We start from the raw sequence: 15,272 nt of genomic DNA on the forward strand, positions 1-15,272 counted from the left end.
TCAGCTCCTTGTCGATGAAAGTTCGCCGGGGCTGCCGACGGCCGCGCTGCCCGGCTTGCAGGTGAACACCAGGATCACCAGCGTGAGCACGTAGGGCACGGTGTTGAAGAGGTGGTAGCCCCAGCCGATGCCGATGGACTGCAGCGCCGGCCCGATGGCGCCCGCGCCGCCGAACAGCAGCGCCGCACCCACGCAGCGCAGCGGGCTCCAGCGCGCGAAGATCACCAGCGCCACGGCGATCAGGCCCTGGCCGCTGGAGATGCCTTCGTTCCAGCTGCCCGGATAGAACAGCGTGAGCGACGCCCCGCCAAGGCCCGCGATGAAGCCGCCCGCCGTGGTCGCCGCGATGCGCAGGCCCGACACCGAATAGCCGAGCGCGCGCGTGGCCTGCGCAGAGTCGCCCGCCATGCGCACCAGCAGGCCGGCACGCGTGCGCGCGAAGCCCCACCACAGCAACACCGCGAGCGCCACGCCGATGGGCACCAGCGCGTTGAGCTGCAGCGCCGAGCGCACCACCGTGTTGTCGCTCCAGAAGCCCAATGGAATGGCGGGAATCTGCGGCGCCTGCGGCTGGATGAGCGGCTTGCCCAGGTAGAAGGCGAGCCCCGTGCCCAGCAGCATCAGCGCGATGCCGGTGGCCACGTCGTTCACGCGGTCCAGCGAACACAGCAGGCCGTGCAGCAGCGCGAGCAAGGCGCCCGCCACCGCGCCGATCAGCACGCCGAGCCAGGCCGAGTCGGTGAGGTACGCGCCGCCGAAGGCCGCCATGGCCGACAGCACCAGCACGCCTTCGAGCCCGAGGTTGATGCGGCCCGATTTTTCGGTGAGGCACTCGCCCAGGCTCACGAACAGGAACGGCGCGCCCACGCGCAATGCGCCGCCCACGATGCCCGCCACCAGCGCGATCCATTGGTCGGCGGTCATGCAAGAGCACTCCTGTCGTAATGCTTCGCCTCGGGCAGCATCCGGTCGCCGAACTTCTTCCAGTTGACCGTGCGCAGCCCTTCGCTCGCAAGGATCAGCACGAAGGCGATGCCCTGCAGCACCAGCACCGACGCGTCGGGCAGGCCGACCCGGCGCTGCAGCAGGCTGCCCGCCGCGCCGAAGCCGCCGAACAGGATGGCCACCGGCACGATGGCCACCGGGTTGTGCCGCGCGATGAACGACACCAGGATGCCCGCGTAGCCGTAGCCCGCGATCAGCGAGGCATTGGCGTTGGTGTGCACCGCCGCCACTTCGACCGCGCCCGCGAGCCCCGCGCATGCACCGCCGAGGCCGCAGGCCGAAAGAATGAGCCGCGTGGCCGGCAGGCCCACCAGCTGCGCGGTGCGCGGGTTGCCGCCCACCACGCGCACCGAGAAGCCCGAGGCCGTGGCGCGCAGCCACCAGCCCAGCCCCAGGCACGCCACCACGCCGATCGCCAGGCCCCAGTGCACGTCGGAACCCCCGATGCCGCCGATCAGCATGCCCTCGTTCAGCGCATAGGTGGACGGCTTGTTCAGGCTCGCCGGATCGCGCAGCGGCCCTTCGACCAGGTGCTTGAAGATGCCGATGGCGATGTAGGCCAGCAGCAGGCTGCTGATGGTTTCGTTGATGCCGCGGAACTGGCGCAGCCAGCCCGCGAGCATGATCCACAGCGCGCCGGCCACCGCCCCCGCGATGCACACGGCGACCGTGCCGACGACGTTGCCGGGCAGCGGCACCGCATGCGCGAGCGCCGCGCAGGCCAGCCCGCCGAACACCAGCGCGCCTTCGCCGCCGATGATGATCAGCCCGGCGCGCGCGGGCAGCGCCACGCACAACGCGGTGAGCATCAGCGGCGCGGCGCGCTGCAGCGTGTTCTGCCAGGAGAACCAGTCGCCGAACGCGCCCTTGAACAGCGTGGTCCACACCTCCACCGGGTCGACCCCGGCGAAGGCCACCACCAGGCCGAACAGCAGCAGCGCCGCCGCGATGGCGAACACCGGCAAAGAGAATTCCTTGAGTGCGTGGCGCATGATTTTTCAGTGAAATCGGCCGCCGCCGGGCCACCCCAAGGCGGGCCGAGCCTCCCCCTCGGGGGGTGGCGAAGCACACGCAGCGGCAAGCCGGGGGGCTGACATTTCTAGACGGAGCCGACCACGCCTTCGACCAGGTAGTTCATCTTCTCGAGCTCGAGGTCGGTCTGCTTGAGCACCTTGCCCGCCGGCACCACCACCGCGCCCTTGTTGTCCTTGATGCCGTCCTTGAAGATGTCGAAGCTGCCCGCGATCATCTTCGCCTTGATGTCGTCGGCCTGCTTCTTCGCGGCGTCCGGCACCATGGGGCCGTAGGCCGACATCTTCACGTAGCCCTCCTTCAGGCCGCCGCGCAGGAAGTTGGGATGCGGCTTGCCGGCCTGCGCGGCCTCGATGGTGGTCTTGTACGCAGTGAGCCAGTTCCACTCGGCCCCGGTGAGGTAGGCGTTGGGTGCCAGCTTGGCCTGGCTCGCGTGGTAGCCGCAGACCATCTTGCCGCGCTTGGCGGCTGTCTCGACCACCACCTTGGGGCCGTCCACGTGCATGGTGAACACGTCGCAGCCCTGGTCGGCCAGGCTGTTGGTGGCCTCGGCCTCCTTCACCGCCATCGACCAGTCGCCCGTGAAGATCACGCTGCAGGTGATGTTCGGCTTGACCGAGCGCGCACCGAGCGTGAAGGCGTTGATGTTGCGCAGCACCTGCGGAATGGGCTTGGCCGCGACGAAGGCGATCTTGTTGCTCTTCGTCATGTGCGCGGCGATCACGCCATTGAGAAACTGGCACTCGTCGATGTAGCCGAAGAAGCTGCCCACGTTCTTCGGGTGCTTGCCTTCGGTCCAGAGGCCGCCGCAGTGCGAGAAGCGCACGTCGGGGTTCTTCGGCGCCACGGCCAGGATGTGCGGATCGAAGTAGCCGAAGGACGTGGGGAACAGCAGCTTGGCGCCGTCCTGCGAGATCATGCCGGCCATGGTCTTCTGCACGGCGGCGGTCTCGGGCACGTTCTCTTCCTCGACCACCTTGATGCCGGGGAGCTTCTTGATCTCGGCGGCGGCCATGGCGTGCGCCTGGTTGTAGCCGTAGTCGTCGCGCGCGCCGACGTAGATCACGCCCACGGTCAACGCTTTGGCCTGCGCACCGGCCAGGGCGCTCCAGCCCCCGAGCGAGCCGGCGGCGCCCAGCGCGGCCAGGGCCTTCAGGGAATCACGGCGGTTGAATTGACTGGTCATCACGTACTCCGTTCTTGGAAACAGTTGGGGTGGGTGCAAGGAAATCGTGGCCTCAGCCCAGCAGGCTGACGTGCGCCGAGACCACGCGCCAGCCTTCGGGCGTGCGCATCCAGGTCTGGCTCTGGCGGCCGGTGCGCCCGGCGCCCTCGCGGCGGAACTCGCAGTTGGCGGTGGCGAAGTCACGGCCGTAGCTGGTGATGACGGTGATGAGCAGCTCGCGCGCCAGCCCCTGCGACGGGCGCGAGGCGCGAAAGGCGCGGATCTCGTCGCAGCCGTACAGGTTCTCGGTGGCGCCGTAGCGCAGCGTGGTCGGGCTGTTCCAGAACAGCTCGTCGAGCACCTCGACCTTGTTGTTGACCAGCGCGTCTTCGTAGCGCGCGAAGGCCGCCTTCACTTCGGCCAGCACGTCGGGCAGGTTGATGTCGCTCGCGTTCATGCGGGGGTCTTCTCCGGGGTCAGCGCGGCGACGGGCGCATGCGCCACGCCGGCCGCTTCGAGCGCCGCGGCCACGCGCAGCACGAGGTCTTCGCGCCAGGGCGCACCGATCACCTGCACGCCGATCGGCAAGTTGGCGTGCGCGCCCCACACCGGCACCGCGCACACCGGCAGGCCGATGCACGAGAAGGGCTGGGTCAGCAGGCCCATGTTCGGGCGCACCGGCAGCGGGTGGCCGTTGACCTCGAAGGTCTCGGCGCCGATGGGCGTGGCCGCGCTGGGCGTGGCCGGCGCCAGCAGGATGTCGTAGCGGCCGAACAGCCGCGCCACCGCTTCGGCATAGGCCAGGCGCACGCGCTGCGCGCGCGACACCCAGGCCGCCGGCAGCAGCGCGCCCGCGAGGAAGCGGTCGCGCGAGAGCGGCTCGAAGTCGTGCGCGCGGCGGCGCAGGTCGGCCAGGTGCAGCGCGGCGCCTTCGGCGTTGGTGATGAGGAACGCGGCGGCGCGCCCCGCCTCGACCATCGGCAGCTCGACGCTGCCCGGCGAGACGATCGCGCCCAATGCCTCGGCCACGCGGTCGACGGCGGCCGACGCCTCGGCGCCCGCGCGCTCGCGGAAGTAGCCGCCGAGCACGCCGACACGCAAGCCGCGCGTGCCGTGGCCCAGCGAAGGCGACACGGGCTCGGCGGCGCGCTGCGCGCAGCCGGGGTCGTGCGGGCCGCCCGCTTCTTCGGGCCCCTGCATCGCGTCGTACACCCGCGCCAGGTCGCGCGCCGAGCGGGCGAACGGGCCGAGGTGGTCCAGGCTCGACACGAACGGAAAGCTGCCGGTGCGCGGCAGCCGCCCGAAGGTGGGCTTGAGGCCGAACACGCCGCACAGCGAGGCCGGCACGCGGATCGAGCCGTTGGTGTCGGAGCCCAGCGTCAGCGGCACCTGCCCGGCCGCCACGGCCGCACCCGAGCCGCCCGAGGAACCGCCCGCGATGCGCGTGAGGTCGTGCGGGTTGCGCGTGGGGCCTTCGTGGCTGTTCTCGGTGGTGAAGCCGTAGGCGTATTCGTCCATGTTGAGCGCGCCGACCAGCACGGCGCCCGCGCGCTCGAGCCGGCGCACCAGCGCGGCGTCGGCGCGGGCGGGCGCGGTCTGGTGTTCGATCTTCGAGCCGGCGAGCGTGGGCAGGCCGGCAATGTCGAACAGGTTCTTCACCGCGAAGGGCACGCCCAGCAGCGGCAGTTCGCGGGTGCGCGCGCCGTTGGCCGAGGCGAGCGATGCATCGACCTGCGCGGCGCGGCGCAGCGCGCGCTCGGACAGCACCGAAGTGAAGGCGTTGACCCGGTCGTCGGTCGCGTCCACGCGCGCCAGGCTGGCCTGCACCAGCGCGGTGGCGCTGGCGGTGCCGGCGCGCACCGCATCGGCCATGGCGCAGGCGTCGCGCCCCAGCAGCTCGGCGGCGCTCATGCTTCTTTCTCCTCGGGCGCGACGGGCGCGAAATGCACGGCGGATTCGGCCGACATCGACAGCGGCACGGCCTCGATCAGTGCGGCGAAATCGGCGGCAAGCGCGAAATAGCGCAGCACGCCGGGCCGGTGGGCGGGCGACAGCGGCAGTTCGAGCGCCGCGGCGGCGGCGGCTACATAGCTTTCGATCTGTGTGGGGGTCATGGTCATCGCGTTGCTCCTGCTGAAGGCGCCCTAGCGGCGAACCTCGCGCTGGAAGATGTCCAGGCTGAGCTTCTTCATGGCGACGAAGCTCTCGGTGCTCAACGTCTCCACGGTGCGCGGGCGCGCATCGCCATAACGCAAGATCTCGGCCACCCTGGTGGGCCGCTTGGTGAGCAGCAGCACTTCGTCGGCGAGGTACACGGCCTCTTCCAGGTCGTGCGACACCAGCAGCATGGTGGTGCCGGTCTGCATGAACACCTCCTGCAGCTTCTCGCGGATGAAGAGGGTCATCTCGAAATCGAGCGCGGAAAACGGCTCGTCGAGGAACAGCACCTCGGGGTTGGGCGCCAGCGCGCGCATGATCGACGCGGTCTGCTGCTGGCCGCCCGAGAGCTCGTACGGAAAGCGCTTCAAGTCGAACTTCACGTCGAAGGACGCCACCAGTTCTTCCATGCGGCGGTCGACCTCGGCCTTGCTGCGGCCTTCGAGCTTCAGCGGGTAGGCGATGTTGTCGATGGTGCGCATCCACGGGAACATCGCCTCGCGGTAGTTCTGGAACACGTAGCCGATCTTGGTGTCCTTGCGCTGCTTGCCGTCGAACAAAATCTCGCCCGCGTCGATGGGAATCAGCCCCGCGATCATGTTGATGAGCGTGGACTTGCCGCAGCCGTTGGGGCCGAACACCGAGACGATGGCCTGCTTGGGAATGTCGAGGTCGAAGTTCTCGTACAGCGGCCAGCCCGCGAAGTACTTGGTGAGCCCGCGGATGGTGATGTGCGTGCCGGCCGGGCCGGGCCTGAACGCGGGCTTGGGCACGTCGGCGTACACCGGGCCGTTGATGACGATCTCGGGCGTGACTTTCATCGACCGCTCCAGTGCACGATGCGGCGCTCGGCAACAAGAAAAAGAATGTTGAGCGCATAGCCCAGCGCGCCGGCCGCGAGGATGGCCGCGTACATGCTCTTCACGTTGAGCACCTGCTGCGCGTCGATGATGCGGTGGCCCAGCCCGGTGTCGGAGCCGATGAACATCTCGGCCACGATGACGATCACCAGCGCCATCGACACCGCGGAGCGCAGGCCCACGAAGCTGGGCTGCAGGCTCTCCCAGATCAGCACGTCCTTGAAGACCTGCCAGCGCGAGGCGCCCATGACCTTCGCGGCCATCACGCGCTGCTTGCGTGCGTTCATCACGCCGTAGGCGCTGTTGAACACCACGATGAGCAGCGCGCCGAAGGCCGCGATGGCGATCTTGTTGACGTCGCTCACGCCGAAGATCAGCAGGAACAGCGGGATCAGCGCGGAAGAAGGCGTGGAGCGGAAGAAGTCGATCAGGAACTCCACGCTGCGGTAGGCCTTCTCGTTGCTGCCGAGCAGCACGCCCAGCGGCACGCCGACCACCGCCGCGATGAGGAAGGCCTGCAGCGTGCGCCACACGGTCATGGCGAAGTCGGTGAGCAGCGGTCCGCCCGCGAGCCCCGTGATCAGCGCCGCGATGGTGTCGGCGGGCGTGGGCAGAAGAATGGGCTTGATGAAGCCCAGGCGCACCACCAGGTCCCACGCGATGAACAGCACCACGGGCCCGATGAAGGGCAGCAGCCGGTCGCGCAGCGGCGTACGGGGCACGGCGGTGGCGGCACCGGCGGCCGGCGGGGTCCACGGCGCGGCCGTGGTCGGGCTTGCGTCGGCCATGCTCAGGCCTTGTAGAGAAGGCCGTCCACCGCGACCTTCTTCTCGAAGATGCCCTTCTCGGTGAACAGGTCGTAGAACTTCTGGAAGTACGCCACGTCGCTGGGCTTGAACTCGTTGTAGAGCATGTACGACGCGAGCGGCACTTCGGCCGTGAGCTTGCCTTCGATGGCGGTGTAGCCCTTCATGAACTGGCGCGCTTCGTCGGGCTTGGTGCGCACCAGCTCCACGCCGCGCGCATAGGCGGCGATGTACTTCTTCGCCACCTCGGGGTTCTTCTTGATGAACTCGGTGGTGAGGCTGGCCGCGCCGCCGTGCCACGGCGCCATCGGGTCGCCCAGGATGTATTTGGCGACCACGCCGGCCTCGATGACGCGCGTGGTGCCGTTCATGCGGCCCACGGTGCCGGTGGGCTCCAGCGTGTAGCAGGCGTCGACCTGGCCCGCCACCAGCGCGGCCACGTGCTGGCCGATGGGCAGCTCGCTCACGCTCGCGCCCTTGGCGCCGGCGCGCTCCAGCATGGTCTTGCACAGCGTGACGTTCTGGATGCCGGGGCCCGAGGCGACCTTCTTGCCGGCCAGCTCGGCCATGCTCTTGATGGGGCTGTCCTTGGCGACGATGAACTCGTCGAGCACGAACTTGGCGTTGCTCGGGTTGGTGCAGAAGATCTTGAAGAGACCCGGCTGCGCGATCTCGCCGATGGCGAGGTTGGCCGAGCCGGTGCCGTTGGCGCTGCCGTCGCAGCGCCCGGCGAGCATGCCTTCCATGACCTGCTGGGCGCCGGCGAATTTCAGCGGCTCGACGTCGAGGCCGGCTTCCTTGAAGTAGCCCTTGTCCACGGCCGCGAAGAACGGCAGGCCGGCGGCCACGGGCCAGAAGCCGATGCGCAGCTTGGGCGCGCCCTGCGCGCGCACCATGGCGGGCGCGGCCAGCACGGCCAGGCCCGCGGCGCCGGCCTGCAGCAATTGGCGGCGGCGGTGCGATGCGGATGGTTTGTCTTGGGTGCTCATCGGGGCTCCTGGGTCAAGGTCAAAGAGAAGAAGGAGAAGGAGAGAAAGAAGAAGGGGTGGCGCGGCTCGCGACGTAGGCACGCCAGCCGCCATGCGAAGTCACGTCCTGCGCGCCGGCCAGTGCATGGCCTTCGCAGATGAAGCCCTTCACCCAGCTGCCGTCGGCCAGCTCGACGCTGCCGAGGCCCAGGGGCGGCGGGATCAGCGCGAGGAAGCTGCCGACCTGCGCGAGGGGCACGGCCCAGACTTCGAGCGCGATGGCGGCGCCTTCACTGCCTTTATTGCCTTCACTGCCTTCAGCCACGCGCTGCAGGCCCGGCTTGGGCGGCACGGTGCCGGGCAGCGCATGCAGGCGATAGGCCGGCGCGGTGGTGGTGGCGCGCAGCAGCGTGGCGCCGCGCTCGGTGAGCTGGCTGTTGAGCGGCATGCCCGACAGGTGCGCGCCGACGACGGCGATCGGCAGCAGGTCGGCACCCTCGGCGGCGAGCCCCGGAATGGCGCGCATCGCCGGCAGCGGCGTGCCCGTTGCGCCCTGCGGGAGGCCGGTGGAGTGATGAAAGCGCTGACCCAGATCGGCCAATGCCAGGTCGCTGCCGCAGGGCCCGATCAGCGTGATGCCGAACGGCAGGCCGTCGGCGCGCAGGCTGCCGGGCACCGAGAGCGCGGCGTAGTCGAGCAGGTTGACGAAGTTGGTGTACGCGCCCAGGTTGCGGTTGAGCACGACCGGGTCGGCGCGCATCTGCTCGCGCGTGTAGTGCGTGGGCGCGGTGGGCACCACCAGCACGTCGATGTGGCGCCACATGGGCTCGACCTGCTGGGCGATGGCGCGCAGGCGGGTCTGGGCGTCGAACACGTCGGCGGCGGTGTAGCCCTGGCCCTGGGCGAGGATGCCGCGCACGGGCTCGATCACCTCTTGCGCATGGGCGTCGAAGAACGGACGCACCGCGGCGTAGCGCTCGGCGACCAGTGCGCTTTCGTACAGCAGCGCGGCCGCCTCGGCCAGCGGCGCGTAGGGAATGGTGACGGGCGAGCCGCCCAGGGCCAGCAGCCGCGCGGTGGCGTCGTTGAAGGCCTGCTCGGCGGCGGTGTCGCCGAAGAAGCTCAGCGTGTCGGGCACGCCGAAGTTGAAGCGCGCGGGGAGTGGCTGGCGGCGCAATGGCAGGTCGCGCGAGAAATCCCGCGAGTACGGGTCGCGCGCATCATGGCCGGCGGCGGCCAGCAGCACGTCGACGGCGGTGGCGACGGTGCGCGCGAAGATGGAAACGCAGTCGGCGCTCTGCGCCGCGGGCACCACGCCGAAGGCGCTCAGCAGCCCGCGCGAGGGCTTCAGCCCGACGATGTTGTTGAGCCCGGCCGGCACGCGGCCCGAGCCGGCGGTGTCGGTGCCGAGCGCGAAGTCGACCTCGCCGGTCGCCACCACGTAGGCCGAGCCCGAGCTGGACCCGCCCGAGACATAGCGTGCGTCGAAGGCATTGGGCACCTCGCCGTACGGCGAGCGCGTGCCGTTCAGGCCGCAGGCGAACTGGTCGAGGTTGGTCTTGCCGGCCAGCGATGCACCGGCTTCGAGCAGGCGCTGCACCACGGTCGCATGAACCGAGGGGTGCCGCTCGAAGGCCGGGCAGGCGGCGGTGGTGGGCACGCCGGCCACGTCGATGTTGTCCTTGACCGCGAAGCGCAGGCCGGCGAGCGGCAGGGCGAAACCGAGGGCATCGCCGGCCCGTGCGTGCGCGACGGGTTGCGCGAACTTCGCGATCCAGGCGGCGGCAGGCGATCCGTTTTCTTCATGCACCATCATCAGGCATCCAAACTTGTGTACAAGTCGAGATGCAAGCGGCGTGCCAGCGGGAATGGGTGTTGGATTGGCTCCTTCCTCTCCCGGGGGAAGGCTGGGATGGGGGCTGGGCTTCGGTCAGGCGCCGTGGTTGTTCGAAGGCCGTCATGCCCCCACCCCTACCCTCCCCCGGGAGGGGAGGGAGAAATGCAGGCAGCCTGCGATGCACGACGTGTGTCTTGCTCCTCCCCTTCCGGGGGAAGGCTGGGATGGGGGCAGGCCTTCGATCAGGCGCCGTGGTTATTCAAAAGCCGTCGTGCCCCCACCCCTGCCCTCCCCCCGGGAGGGGAGGGAGAAATGCAGGCAGCCTGCGATGCACGACGTGTGTCTTGCTCCTCCCCTTCCGGGGGAAGGCTGGGATGGGGGCAGGCCTTCGATCAGGCGCCGTGGTTATTCAAAAGCCGTCGTGCCCCCACCCCTGCCCTCCCCCCGGGAGGGGAGGGAGAAATGCAGGCAGCCTGCGATGCACGACGTGTGTCTTGCTCCTCCCCTTCCGGGGGAAGGCTGGGATGGGGGCAGGCCTTCGATCAGGCGCCGTGGTTATTCAAAAGCCGTCGTGCCCCCACCCCTGCCCTCCCCCCGGGAGGGGAGGGAGAAATGCAGGCAGCCTGCGATGCACGACGCGTGTCTTGCTCCTTCCCCTTCCGGGGGAAGGCTGGGATGGGGACAGGCCTTCGATCAGGCGCCGTGGTTGTTCGAAGGCCGTCGTGCCCCCACCCCGCCCTCCCCTGGGAGGGAACGGAGAAAGGCAAGCAGCCTGCGATGCACGACGTGTGTCTTGCTCCTTCCCCTTCCGGGGGAAGGCTGGGATGGGGGCGAGCCTTCGATCAGGCGCCGCGCTTATTCGAAAGCCATCGTGCCCCCACCCCTGCCCTCCCCCGGAAGGGGAGGGAGAAACTCAGCTCTTCCTGGCGTCGCGGTAGAGCTTCTCCACCTTCGGCAAATTCGCCTCCAGCTTCGCAATGCGGTCCGGCCCGGTCGGGTGAGTCGACAGGAAATTCAATCCGCCCTGGTTCTTGGAGGCCGTGGCCATCTTCTGCCACAGCGACACCGATGCCTTCGGATCGAAGCCCGCGCGCGCCGCGAGTTCCAGGCCCACCAGGTCGGCCTCGGTCTCGTCGCTGCGGCTGAACTTGAGGGTGATGAGCTGCGTGCCGGCGCGCGCCGCCAGGTCGCCCACCTGGCCCAGGCCGAGCAGCTGCGCACCGATGGAGAGCGCCGCGCCGGTGCCCGCGCTCTTGGCCATGCGGGCGCGCGCGTGCTCGCGCAGCGCGTGGGCCATCTCGTGGCCCATGACCATGGCGACTTCGTCGTCGCTGAGCTTGAGCTGCTCGAGGATGCCGGTGAAGAAGGCGATCTTGCCGCCGGGCATGCAGAAGGCGTTGATCTGCTTGCTGCCGATCAGGTTGACCTCCCACTTCCACTCGCGGGCACGTGCGTTCCACGGCGTGGCGAAGGGAATGAGGCGGTTCGCGATGGCGCGCAGGCGCTGCAGCTGCGGGTTGCCGTCGCCCGCCAGCGCGCCCTTGGCGCGCGCCTGTTCGAGCAACTGGCCGTACTGCTGAACGCCGGCCGCCTCGATCTTGTCGGCGGGCACGAGGTTGCGCGCCATCGAGGCATTGCCGACGTTGACCTGCGCCAGCGCCGCGCCGCTCAGGGCCGTGCCGGCCACGCCGGCCGCGGCCAGCAGGAAGGCCCGCCGTGGATTCCAGGGCGACGCCGCGGCCGGCGCGGCGAATTCGGAGCGATCGCATCGTATGCACATAGGGGCCGGATCATAGGAACAAATGAAGACAAACGGCGCCCCGATGGCCCCCGTCACTCATGGACAATCCCTCACCCATGTCCGCATCGCCTGCAGAAACCCCCACCTCCTCCACCCCGCCCTGGCGCGACGCGCTGAAGGTCTACCTCGAACCCGCCACGCTGCGCATGCTGGCGCTGGGTTTCTCGGCGGGGCTGCCGCTGCTGCTGGTGCTGGGCACGCTGAGCTTCCGGCTGCGCGAGGCGGGCATCGACCGCACCACCATCGGCTACCTGAGCTGGGTCGGGCTGGCCTACGGCTTCAAGTGGGTCTGGGCGCCGCTGGTCGACCGGCTGCCGCTGCCGCCGCTGACCACGCTGCTGGGGCGCCGGCGCGGCTGGCTGCTGCTGGCGCAGGGCCTGGTCGTCGCGGGGCTGGTCGGCATGGCCATGAACGACCCGCGCCTGGGGCTCACGCCGCTGATCTGGTGCGCGCTGCTGGTGGCCTTCGGCTCGGCCACGCAAGACATCGCGCTGGACGCCTTTCGCATCGAATCGGCCGAATCGCGCAAGCAGGCCGCGCTGGCCGCCGCCTACCAGACGGGCTACCGGCTCGCCATGATCTGGGCCGGCGCGGGCGTGCTGTGGGTCGCGGCCTGGGCCGAGGTGGCGCCGGCCGTGGCCGCCACGGGGGCCGCGGCCTACCAGAACGGCGCCTGGAAGACGGCCTACCTGGTGATGGCCGGCTCGATGGCGGTGGGCGTCGTCACCGTGCTGCTGTCGCCCGAACCGGTGCAGCGCGCGCTGCCCAAGGCGAAGAACGCGGCCGAATGGCTGCAGGGCGCGCTCATCGAGCCTTTTGCCGACTTCATCCGCCGCTACAAATGGCAGGCCGCGCTGATCCTCTCGCTGATTGCCATCTACCGCATCAGCGACGTGGTGATGGGCATCATGGCCAACCCGTTCTACGTGGACATGGGCTTCACCAAGGACGAGGTGGCCACGGTCAGCAAGATCTACGGCGTGGTCATGACGCTGGTGGGCGCCTTTGTGGGCGGCGTGCTGTCGATGCGCCTGGGCGTGATGCGGGTGCTGATGCTGGGCGCGGTGCTCAGCGCCGCCAGCAACCTGCTGTTCGCCTGGCTGGCCTCGCGCGGGCACGACCTGACGGCGCTGATCGCCGTGGTCTCGGCCGACAACCTGGCCGGCGGCATCGCCTCGGCGGCCTTCATTGCGTACCTGTCGAGCCTGACGAACATCAGCTACTCGGCCACGCAGTACGCCCTGTTCAGCTCGCTGATGCTGCTGCTGCCCAAGTTCATCGCCGGTTATTCGGGCGTCTTCGTCGACGCCTACGGCTACAGCACCTTCTTCATTGCCACCGCGCTGCTGGGCGCGCCGGTGCTGGTGCTGGTGGCGCTGGCGTCGCGGCTCACGACCACCCGCGGCGACCCGCACGGACGTCGGGAAGACGCGGACACCCTATAGGACAAGGCCGACGCCGGGCGCCCCGCGCAACTGGTAGGCTGTTCGCGTTTACATTCGTTTCCTGACGTTTTTGATACTTTTCTGCGCTTCGCGCGCCTTGCCAGCCAGCCCAACTACAAGATCGTGCCGTCCCGAATCTCTCCTCTCCAAATCACCGCCTACACGGCGACGTCCGCCGTCGGTGTCGGCAAGGAAGCGCTGGCCGACGCGCTGGCGCAGTCGCGCAGCGGCCTGCGCGCCAACGACTTCGGCGACGCGCCGCTGCCGACCTGGATCGGCCGCGTCGAGGGCGTCGAGGACGTGCGGCTGCCCGAACCGCTGGCCCACTGGGATTGCCGCAACAACCGGCTGGCCTACATGGGCCTGCAGGCCGACGGCTTCATGGAAGCGGTGGCTGCCGCGCGCGAGAAGTACGGCGCCTCGCGCATCGCGCTGATCCTGGGCACCTCGACCGCCAGCATCGGCGAGACCGAGCTGGCCTACACGCAGCTCGACGCGCAAGGCAACTTTCCGCCGAACCAGCGCCGCGCCGCGGTGCACACGCCGCATTCGCTGGCCATGTTCACGCAGGAGCTGCTGGGCATCAGCGGCCCGAGCGAAACCATTTCGACCGCCTGTTCCTCGAGCGCCAAGGTGTTCGCCTCGGCCGAGCGGCTCATCCGCCTGGGCCTGGCCGACGCGGCCGTGGTGGGCGGCGCCGACACGCTGTGCGGCAGCGTGCTGTTCGGCTTCAACTCGCTGGAGCTGGTCTCCACCGAGCCCTGCCGCCCGTTCGACGCCCATCGCAACGGCATCAGCCTGGGCGAGGCGGCGGGCTTCGCGCTGGTGGAGCGCGTGCAGACCGGCGCCGACGCCGCGCCGCTGCACCTGCTGGGCTACGGCGAGGCGAGCGACGCGCACCACATGTCCACGCCGCACCCCGAGGGCCTGGGCGCCGAGCGCGCGCTCGACGAGGCGCTGGCACGCGCGGGCCTCGCGCCGGACGCCATCGACTACATCAACATGCATGGCACCTCGAGCCAGAAGAACGACGAGGTCGAGGGTGCGCTGGTGGCGCGCCGCTTCCCCGCGCGCACGCACGCCAGCTCGACCAAGGGCTTCATGGGCCACACGCTGGGCGCGGCGGGCATCGTCGAGGCGGTCGTCAGCCTGCTGGCGATCGAGCGCGGCCTGATGCCGGGCACGGTGAACACGCGCACGCTGGACGAAGGCTTCGGCCCGCAGATCCGGCTCGAACCGGCGCGCGGCGAGGTGCGCTACGCACTGAGCAACTCCTTCGGCTTCGGCGGCAACAACTGCTCGCTGGTCTTCGGCAAGGCGGCATGAGCGCCACAAGCCAGATGAGCGACATGAACACCACCGCCCCCGTGCCCCCCACCCTCTACATCGAAGGCCCCGCCTTCTGGACCCCCACCCTGCCCGGCTGGGACGCAGCCAGCGCCGCCTTCCGCGGCGAAGGCGCGCTGGCCGACCCGCCCGCCAAGCGCCCCGCCCCGCAGGTGCTGGCCCCGGCCGAGCGGCGCCGCGCGCCCGACACCGTGGCGCTGGCGCTCGAAGTGGCGGCCGCCGCCATGGCCGCGTCGGGCCGCAACGCCGCCGACGTGCCCTGCGTGTTCACCTCGGCGCACGGCGACCTGTCGATCAACGACTACATGTGCGGCACGCTCGCGACCGACCCCAAGGTGTTGTCGCCCACCAAGTTCCACAACTCGGTGCACAACGCGGCCGTGGGCTACTGGACCATCGGCACCGGCTGCATGGCGGCCAGCAACGCCGTGTCGGCCTACGCGCACAGCTTTGCCTCGGGCCTGCTCGAGGCGGCCGTGCAATGCGCGGCCGACCAGGAGCCGGTGCTGTTGGTCGGCTACGACACGCCCACCGTGGGCGCGCTCACGTCCGTGACCGACAGCCGCGGCCTGCTCGCGGTGGCGCTGGTGCTCGCACCCGCGCCCACCGAGCGCACCGTGGCGGCGCTGCACTGGTCGATGGCCAGCGGCGCCGATGCCGCGACCGAGGCCACGCAGCCGCGTTCGGACGCGGCGAAGTCGCTCGCCGGCATCAACCCGATGGCCGACGCGCTGGGGCTCTTCGAATCGCTGGCGCATCTCGGCAAGGAGCCCCCGGCCCCCGTCGACCTGCCGCTGTCCCCCACCCTTTCACTTCGGCTGCAGCTGCAGCCGCTCAACCGGAGCTGAC

14 protein-coding genes are annotated in these 15,272 nt (G+C 69.9%); 3 read left to right on the plus strand and 11 right to left on the minus strand.

Features of this window, described 5'->3' with window-relative positions; all coding sequences use genetic code 11:
• The 11 genes from BM013_RS13595 to BM013_RS13645 form a co-directional block, all read right to left on the minus strand.
• Positions 1–924 carry an ABC transporter permease gene (locus BM013_RS13595; protein WP_093127795.1) on the minus strand — a complete coding sequence of 308 codons (924 nt, stop codon included), beginning with the start codon at positions 922–924 and terminating at the stop codon, positions 1–3.
• The gene (locus tag BM013_RS13600) at positions 921–1,997 is read right to left on the minus strand and encodes an ABC transporter permease (protein ID WP_093127798.1); all 1,077 of its coding nucleotides are present in this window, start codon (positions 1,995–1,997) and stop codon (positions 921–923) included. The genes BM013_RS13595 and BM013_RS13600 overlap by 4 nt, the downstream gene beginning before the upstream one ends.
• Before the next feature lie 107 nt (positions 1,998–2,104).
• Complete coding sequence (locus BM013_RS13605; RefSeq protein WP_093127801.1) at positions 2,105–3,223, minus strand: BMP family ABC transporter substrate-binding protein; 1,119 nt, start codon at positions 3,221–3,223, stop codon at positions 2,105–2,107.
• Between the two features lie 52 nt (positions 3,224–3,275).
• Positions 3,276–3,659 (minus strand): oxalurate catabolism protein HpxZ, encoded by a 384-nt coding sequence (hpxZ, locus tag BM013_RS13610; RefSeq protein ID WP_093127804.1) that lies wholly within the window; start codon positions 3,657–3,659, stop codon positions 3,276–3,278.
• Positions 3,656–5,113: an AtzE family amidohydrolase gene (locus tag BM013_RS13615; RefSeq protein WP_093127807.1), complete on the minus strand. Its 1,458-nt coding sequence runs from the start codon at positions 5,111–5,113 to the stop codon at positions 3,656–3,658. Before BM013_RS13615 ends, hpxZ begins: the two co-directional genes overlap by 4 nt.
• Entirely contained in the window at positions 5,110–5,322 is a 213-nt protein-coding gene (locus BM013_RS13620) for an AtzG-like protein (protein WP_093127810.1), read from the minus strand. The genes BM013_RS13615 and BM013_RS13620 overlap by 4 nt, the downstream gene beginning before the upstream one ends.
• 24 nt (positions 5,323–5,346) lie before the next feature.
• The gene (locus BM013_RS13625) at positions 5,347–6,180 is read right to left on the minus strand and encodes an ABC transporter ATP-binding protein (RefSeq protein WP_093127813.1); all 834 of its coding nucleotides are present in this window, start codon (positions 6,178–6,180) and stop codon (positions 5,347–5,349) included.
• A complete protein-coding gene (locus BM013_RS13630; protein WP_093127815.1) occupies positions 6,177–7,007 on the minus strand; it encodes an ABC transporter permease in 831 nt (276 codons plus the stop codon). Before BM013_RS13630 ends, BM013_RS13625 begins: the two co-directional genes overlap by 4 nt.
• A gap of 2 nt (positions 7,008–7,009) precedes the next feature.
• Positions 7,010–8,014: an ABC transporter substrate-binding protein gene (locus BM013_RS13635; RefSeq protein ID WP_093127818.1), complete on the minus strand. Its 1,005-nt coding sequence runs from the start codon at positions 8,012–8,014 to the stop codon at positions 7,010–7,012.
• Positions 8,015–8,033: 19 nt separating this feature from the next.
• Entirely contained in the window at positions 8,034–9,809 is a 1,776-nt protein-coding gene (atzF, locus tag BM013_RS13640) for an allophanate hydrolase (RefSeq protein WP_093127822.1), read from the minus strand.
• Positions 9,810–10,743: 934 nt separating this feature from the next.
• Positions 10,744–11,610, minus strand: coding sequence for a M48 family metallopeptidase (locus tag BM013_RS13645; protein WP_093127825.1), 867 nt, complete (start codon positions 11,608–11,610; stop codon positions 10,744–10,746).
• 59 nt (positions 11,611–11,669) lie between these two features.
• Between BM013_RS13645 and BM013_RS13650 the strand changes: the two genes are divergently transcribed.
• The 3 genes from BM013_RS13650 to BM013_RS13660 all read left to right on the plus strand — a co-directional run bounded on the left by BM013_RS13650 (position 11,670) and on the right by BM013_RS13660 (position 15,271).
• Positions 11,670–13,076 carry an AmpG family muropeptide MFS transporter gene (locus tag BM013_RS13650; protein ID WP_093127827.1) on the plus strand — a complete coding sequence of 469 codons (1,407 nt, stop codon included), beginning with the start codon at positions 11,670–11,672 and terminating at the stop codon, positions 13,074–13,076.
• Between the two features lie 123 nt (positions 13,077–13,199).
• On the plus strand, positions 13,200–14,402 hold the full coding sequence (locus tag BM013_RS13655) for a beta-ketoacyl-[acyl-carrier-protein] synthase family protein (protein WP_177225471.1): 1,203 nt from the start codon (positions 13,200–13,202) through the stop codon (positions 14,400–14,402).
• Positions 14,399–15,271: a beta-ketoacyl synthase chain length factor gene (locus tag BM013_RS13660; protein ID WP_305728015.1), complete on the plus strand. Its 873-nt coding sequence runs from the start codon at positions 14,399–14,401 to the stop codon at positions 15,269–15,271. The genes BM013_RS13655 and BM013_RS13660 overlap by 4 nt, the downstream gene beginning before the upstream one ends.
• The last annotated feature ends 1 nt before the right edge of the window (position 15,272 follow it).

Source organism: Variovorax sp. OK605, from assembly GCF_900115445.1.
Classification (GTDB): domain Bacteria; phylum Pseudomonadota; class Gammaproteobacteria; order Burkholderiales; family Burkholderiaceae_C; genus Variovorax.

What these genes read in the sequence shown, in the direction of transcription:
- BM013_RS13595 (WP_093127795.1), bottom strand. Translation starts at nt 924, where the DNA reads ATGACCGCCGACCAATGGATCGCGCTGGTGGCGGGCATCGTGGGCGGC.
- BM013_RS13600 (WP_093127798.1), bottom strand. Translation starts at nt 1,997, where the DNA reads ATGCGCCACGCACTCAAGGAATTCTCTTTGCCGGTGTTCGCCATCGCG.
- BM013_RS13645 (WP_093127825.1), bottom strand. Translation starts at nt 11,610, where the DNA reads ATGTGCATACGATGCGATCGCTCCGAATTCGCCGCGCCGGCCGCGGCG.
- BM013_RS13650 (WP_093127827.1), top strand. Translation starts at nt 11,670, where the DNA reads ATGGACAATCCCTCACCCATGTCCGCATCGCCTGCAGAAACCCCCACC.
- BM013_RS13625 (WP_093127813.1), bottom strand. Translation starts at nt 6,180, where the DNA reads ATGAAAGTCACGCCCGAGATCGTCATCAACGGCCCGGTGTACGCCGAC.
- atzF (WP_093127822.1), bottom strand. Translation starts at nt 9,809, where the DNA reads ATGATGGTGCATGAAGAAAACGGATCGCCTGCCGCCGCCTGGATCGCG.
- BM013_RS13635 (WP_093127818.1), bottom strand. Translation starts at nt 8,014, where the DNA reads ATGAGCACCCAAGACAAACCATCCGCATCGCACCGCCGCCGCCAATTG.
- BM013_RS13615 (WP_093127807.1), bottom strand. Translation starts at nt 5,113, where the DNA reads ATGAGCGCCGCCGAGCTGCTGGGGCGCGACGCCTGCGCCATGGCCGAT.
- hpxZ (WP_093127804.1), bottom strand. Translation starts at nt 3,659, where the DNA reads ATGAACGCGAGCGACATCAACCTGCCCGACGTGCTGGCCGAAGTGAAG.
- BM013_RS13605 (WP_093127801.1), bottom strand. Translation starts at nt 3,223, where the DNA reads ATGACCAGTCAATTCAACCGCCGTGATTCCCTGAAGGCCCTGGCCGCG.
- BM013_RS13630 (WP_093127815.1), bottom strand. Translation starts at nt 7,007, where the DNA reads ATGGCCGACGCAAGCCCGACCACGGCCGCGCCGTGGACCCCGCCGGCC.
- BM013_RS13620 (WP_093127810.1), bottom strand. Translation starts at nt 5,322, where the DNA reads ATGACCATGACCCCCACACAGATCGAAAGCTATGTAGCCGCCGCCGCC.
- BM013_RS13660 (WP_305728015.1), top strand. Translation starts at nt 14,399, where the DNA reads ATGAGCGCCACAAGCCAGATGAGCGACATGAACACCACCGCCCCCGTG.